The 6,049-nt window shown below is 72.1% G+C and carries 3 protein-coding genes; all 3 read left to right on the plus strand.

The features are described from left to right. The first annotated feature begins 41 nt into the window (after positions 1-41). Positions 42-1,205: a glycosyltransferase family 4 protein gene (locus L0P92_RS41165; RefSeq protein WP_234768258.1), complete on the plus strand. Its 1,164-nt coding sequence runs from the start codon at positions 42-44 to the stop codon at positions 1,203-1,205. Between the two features lie 145 nt (positions 1,206-1,350). Further along, entirely contained in the window at positions 1,351-2,028 is a 678-nt protein-coding gene (locus tag L0P92_RS41170; RefSeq protein WP_234768259.1) for a class I SAM-dependent methyltransferase, read from the plus strand. Then, the coding region (locus tag L0P92_RS41175; RefSeq protein WP_234768260.1) for a DUF3367 domain-containing protein at positions 2,025-6,049 on the plus strand (4,025 nt) is incomplete at its 3' end. The genes L0P92_RS41170 and L0P92_RS41175, both read left to right, overlap by 4 nt.

Below are 6,049 nucleotides of genomic sequence, written 5' to 3' on the forward strand. Positions count from 1 at the left end.
CCCACGCTGAGTTCCGCACCCTGAGACGAGTTGGAGCGCTCATGCCCCAGCACGTGCCCTCCCCGCTGCGTGCCCCTCTCCCCTGGGCGTCGCAGCAGCAGTCTTCGGCGCACCCCCCACATCCGCGCCGAATCGTTTTTCTCGCCCATCGGGACCTGGGCAACGAGGCCGCCGGCGGCTCCGAGCTGCTGGTCGACCGCCTCGCCGACGGCCTCACCCGTCTCGGCCACCAGGTCACCCTGCTGTGCGGGGGCCCGGCGGCCTACCGCGACTACCGGGTCGTGTCGGCCGGTGGCTCCTACGGCCACTACCTGCGCGCCAGATCCGCCTTCGCCCGTCAGGTCGGGGACTGCGATCTGCTGGTCGAGGTCTGCAACGGCATGCCGTACTTCGCCCCGCTGTGGCATCGCGGGCCGACGTTGTGCCTGGTCAACCATGTGCACACCGATCTGTGGCCGATGCGGTTCGGCGGGGTCCTGGCGCCGGCTGCCCGGCTCGGGCGAAGACTGGAGCACTGGGCTCTGACGGGGGCGCGGCAGCGGGGTCTGATGGTCGCCGTCTCTCCGTCCACCGCGCAGGCGCTGCGCGGGATCGGGGTCGAGCGGGAGCGGATCCGGGTCGTGCACAACGGGGTCGAGGAGCCGGGGCCGCTCGGTGACCGGTCCTCCGAGCCGTTGTTCGTGGCTGTCGGGCGGCTCGTCGAGTACAAGCGGATCGATCTGCTGCTGCGGTTGTGGGAGCGGGTGCGGCCGGTGACCGGGGGGCGGCTCGTCATCGTCGGGGACGGGCCCGAGCGGGCCTCTCTCGAGCGACTGGCCGGTCCCGGCGTCGAGTTCGTCGGGCATGTGTCGGAGGCGGAGAAGCATCGGCTGCTCTGTGCGGCGTGGTTGTTGCTTCACCCCTCGGCCGTGGAGGGGTGGGGGCTTGTCGTCACCGAGGCCGCGACTCGGGAGACGCCGACCGTCGGTTTTGATGTGCCTGGGCTTCGGGATTCCGTCGTGGACGGGGAGACCGGGTTGCTTGCCGCGGGTGAGTCGTCGTTCGCGGCTGCGTGGTGCACGCTCGCGTTGTCAGGGCATCGACGGGAGTTGATGGGCAAGGCTGCCCGGGATCGCGCCGCGCGGTATCGCTGGGATCGGACGGTGCGGCAGTTTCTTGCCGTTGCCTCGGAGGCCGTGCGGTGGGATGGGCGCCGTGATGCCTAAACGCCGTGGTGGTGAGGTTGTCTCGCGACTGCGGGAGCGTCGTGGCTGGTCGCGCAGTTCCCCGCGCCCCTGTGGGGACGTGCCCGAACCCCGCGTTGTCAAGGACCCTTCGTTTCGGCGTTCACTCGCCCTCTTTCGGGCGTTCATGCGGGAGCAGGACGACCCCGAATCCTGCTACTCCCTTCTCGCCCGTGATGCCGTCGATCAAGTCGAGGCCTACGACGGGTCCGTCGCCGGACGGACCGTTCTCGATATCGGCGGGGGCAGCGGGTACTTCACCGAGGAGTTCCGGCGGCGAGGTGCACAGGCCTACCTCTTCGAGCCCGATATGCGCGAACTCGGGGCGAAGCCGCCCGACGCGGCCGTCGTCGCCGACGGGTATCTGCTGCCTCTGCGCGACGGGGTCGCCGATGTCACCTTCTCCTCCAATGTGCTGGAGCACGTGGCCGATCCGGGGACGTTTCTCAGTGAGCTGGCCCGGGTGACCCGGCCCGGTGGGCTGATCTATGTGTCGTTCACCAACTGGCTGTCGCCCTGGGGCGGGCATGAGTGGGCGCCCTGGCATTACCTCGGCGCCGAACGGGCGCGGGCCCGTTACCAGCGCCGTACCGGACGTCCCGCCAAGCACACCCTCGGCGAGAACCTCTTCGCCGTGCACATCGGCACCACCCTGCGGCAGGTGCGCGCCCGCGACGACGTGACGGTCGTCTCGGCGCGCTCCCGCTACTGGCCGTTTCTCGCGGAGGGCGTCGTGAAGGCGCCGGGACTGCGCGAGTTCGCCACCTGGAACCTCCTCCTCATCCTCAGGCGGTGTCCACCATGACGACCACGGTCCAGGCTCCTCCCCCGGCAGCCGTGCCCACCTCCGCGCCCGCCTCGGGGCCGCCGGAGGGGCCGCGGTCGCGGCGCTGGCTGCTGGGGTTCTGGGCCGTGGTGTTCGTGCTGTTGCTGGCGGTGCGGCCGGGGCGGCAGACGTTCGACACCAAGCTGGGGGTGACCGTCGACCCGGGGCGGTTCCTCGCCGACCTCGGGCAGTTGTGGTCCGACCAGGGCAGCTTCGGCGGGATCCAGAACCAGTACTCGGGCTATCTGTGGCCGATGCTGCCGTTCTACTGGCTGGCCGATGTCGTACGGCTGCCGGTGTGGCTGGCGGAACGGCTGTGGCTGTCGCTGATCGTGTCCGTCGCCTTCTGGGGTGCGCTGCGGCTGGCCGAACGGCTGGGGGTGGGGAGCGGGGGGTCTCGGCTCCTCGGTGCCGTCGTCTATGCGCTGTGGCCCGTCTTCACGATCGTCGTCGGGTCCACGTCCGCCGCCGCGCTGCCCGGGGCGTTTCTGCCGTGGGTGCTGCTGCCGCTGACCAACGAGCGGTACGCGGCGCGGGTCGCCGCGCTGCGGTCGGCCCTCGTCGTTCCCTTCATGGGCGGTGTCAACGCCGCCTCCACGCTGGCCTCGTTGCTTCCGGTCGGGCTGTATCTGCTGTCCCGGCCGGCCGGGCCCCGGCAGCGGAAGCTGATCGCGTGGTGGGTGCCGGGGGTCGTGCTGGCGACCGCCTGGTGGGTGATCCCGCTTCTGCTGCTCGGGACGTATGGCGAGAACTTCCTTCCGTACGTGGAGAGTTCGCAGACCACGACCGAGACGATGTCGGCGACCGAGGCGCTGCGCGGCGGCGGGAACTGGGTCGCCTATCTGCACTTCGGTGAGGCCTGGCTGCCGGCCGGGTGGACGGTCGCCGCTTCCGTCGTCGTGATCGTGTGCTCGGCGCTCGCGGCCGGTCTCGGGCTCGCGGGTCTCGCGCGGCGGGACATGCCGGAGCGGCGGTGGCTGGTGCTGACCGTGGTGACGGTCTCGCTGATCCTGCTCGCCGGGTACGGCGGGGCGTTCGGCGGTCCGTTCCACGGGGTCGTGCAGGACTGGCTGGACGGCGGTCTTGTGCCCTTCCGGAACATCTACAAGTTCCAGACGGGGCTCGCCCTGGCGCTGGTGCTGGGGCTCGCCCATCTGGTGGGCGTGGCGGCCGAGGCGCGCGGGGCGCGGCCGGTGCGGGGGCGGCGGTTCGCTCCGCTGATCGCGGCCGTGCTGGTGCTGCCGGGACTGATGTGGCCGTATCTCAACGGGTCGATCCTCAACCCGGGTTCCTTCAAGGAGATCCCCAAGTACTGGCAGGCCACGGCCGACTGGATGGAGAAGTACTCCCCCGACGCCCGTGCCCTCGTCGTGCCGGCCACCGCGCACGGCATCTACACCTGGGGCTCCACCATCGACCAGCCGCTGGACGTCGTGGCCGACTCGCGCTGGGCGCAGCGGGACTACGTCCCGTTCGGCACGCCCGGCAACCGGCGTGCGATGGACGCGGTCGAGCAGGCGCTGACCAGCGGGGGTCAGGTGCCGGGGCTGGCCGACTATCTGAGCCGGGCCGGTGTCTACTACGTCGTCGTCCGGGGCGACCTCGATCCCGACCAGATCGGCCAGGTGCCGACCACGACGGTGAAGCGGACCCTGGAGCAGTCCGGGTACGAGCGGGTGACGGGCCTCGGGCCGGTCATGACCGGCGGGACCATCGCGCCGGGCACGCCGCTGCAGGTGGAGGGGCTGTATCCACGGCAGCGGGCGGTGGAGATCTACAAGCCGGTGAGCGCGGACGTGCCGCGTCCGCACCAGGCCGGGCTGCAGCCGGTCGCCGACACGGCCGTCGTGTCCGGGGGGCCGGAGGCGCTGTTGCCGCTGGCGTCCGAACTGCGGGGCCGGGCGAGCGTGTTGACCGGGGACAACCATCCCGGGCTCGGCTCACCGCGGGTGCAGGTGGTCGGGGACGGCCTGCGGCGCGCGGACACGCGGTTCGGGCTGATCAACGCCAACACCTCGTACACGTACACGCGCGACGAGCGCAACGCGCCCGACGCCGCCCAGGACGCCGGTGAGAAACCGCACCAGATCCTTCCGACGACCGGCGTCGACCACCAGACGGTGGCCGAGCTGCGGGGCGCGCGGTCGGTGACGGCCTCGTCGTACGGCAGCTGGCTCTTCCATCTCCCGCAGTTCGACCCGGTGAACGCCTTCGACGGAAATCCGGACACGGCGTGGACCGAGGGGTCGGAGGGGTCGCCGCAGGGTGAGTGGCTGCGGATCGGGTTCGCGGGCGGGTCGTACGACATGCCGAAGTCCTTCAAGGTGACGCCGTTGCCGCAGGAGGGCGTGCGGGAGGCGCCGACGCGGGTGCGGGTGGAGACGGAGAAGGGGGCGGTGAGCTCCTTCCTCCGGGCGGACGGCTCGACGCAGACGGTCAAGGCGCCTGCGGGCGCGACGAGCTGGATGAAGCTGACGATCATTGACTCCGTGGCGCGGCGGCCCGGGCTGACCGGCGCGGGCTTCTCTGAGATCAGCCTGCCGGACGTCCAGGTGACCCGGCTGCTGCGGCTGCCCACCGACGCCGAGGACTCCGCGGCCGCCGCCGAGATCGTCTCCCTGTCGCGGGCGGCCGACCCGACCGGGTTGTCGCCGACGGGTACGGAGGCCGGGCTGCACCGGCGCTTCACGACGTCCGCGGCCGGGACGTATCAGATACGGGCGAGCGCGGTGCCGGTGGCGGGCGAGGAGCTGGACGAGCTGCTGTACAAGGTGGCGCCGGAGCAGCGCGACCGGATCGTCGCCACCGCCGACTCCACGGCGCGGCTCGGGGCCGGACTGTCGCCGCGCAACCTCACCGACGGCGACCTGACCACGGCGTGGATCGCGGGCGACCGGCCCACGATCCACCTGCGCTGGCCCGGGAAGCAGGCGGTGAGTGAGGTCGTGCTGGCGCCCGCGGGCGGTCTCTCCACGCGTCCCACCGAGGTGCACATCAGCTCGCCGGACGGCGCGGTGATCGCCGGGGTCGACGAGAACGGCTGGGTCCGCTTCCCGGCGATCACGACCGACCGCCTCGACATCACGATCACGCAGACGGCCCCGCTGACCCTCTACAACCCGATGGTGGGCGAGGACCTGCGCCTCCCGGTGGGCCTGACCGAGGCCTACGTCCCGGCCCTCGACGAGTACCGGACCCCGCAGCCGAGGGGCACCCGGCCGTTCTCGCTGCCGTGCGGGGAGGGTCCGGTCGTCGCGGTGGACGGGGAGCTGTACCGGACGAGCGTGCGCGGAACCGTACGGGATCTGATGGAGCGGCGGCAGGTGGAAGTGACGCTCTGTCAGGAAGGTCGTGATGACGCCGAGTTGCGGCTGCCCGCCGGTGACCACCGGGTCGAGTCCGGGGACGCCGGGCCGCTCACGCTGACCGACGTGACGCTGACCCGCGGCACGGTCGCCGAGGCTTCGACGGCCGCGCGCGAGCTGGGGATACGGGACTGGCTCGGCGACCGGCGCGCGGTGACGGTCGGCTCGGGTGCGGCGAGCTACCTCACGATGTACGAGAACTTCAACGACGGCTGGCACGCCACCCTGAACGGCAAGGAACTGACGCCGGTACGGCTGGACGGCTGGCAGCAGGGCTGGCGGATCCCCGCCGGGGCGGGCGGCACGGTCGAGCTGTCGTACGAGCCCGCGGTGCTCTACGAGGCCGGACTGATCGGCAGCGCGGTGGCACTCGCGCTGCTGGCCGGCCTGGCCCTGTGGCGGCGCCGCGCCCCGAACCCCGACGAGCCCCAGGCCGCCCCGCCGCTGCCGGGTCTGTGGCTGGGCACGGTGGCCGTGACGGTCGTGGCCGTCTTCATCGCCGGCTGGTTCGCCCTGCTGGTGCCGGCACTGGCGCTGGTGGCCTGGCGCCGGCACGCGCTGCTGGTCCCGATCGCGTTCGCGGCACTGGCCGGAGCGGGCGTCGCGGCGGCGCTCGGGGCCGGGGAGCCGGTGGG

This window comes from Streptomyces muensis, assembly GCF_021474425.1.
Taxonomy (GTDB): Bacteria; Actinomycetota; Actinomycetes; order Streptomycetales; family Streptomycetaceae; genus Streptomyces; species Streptomyces muensis.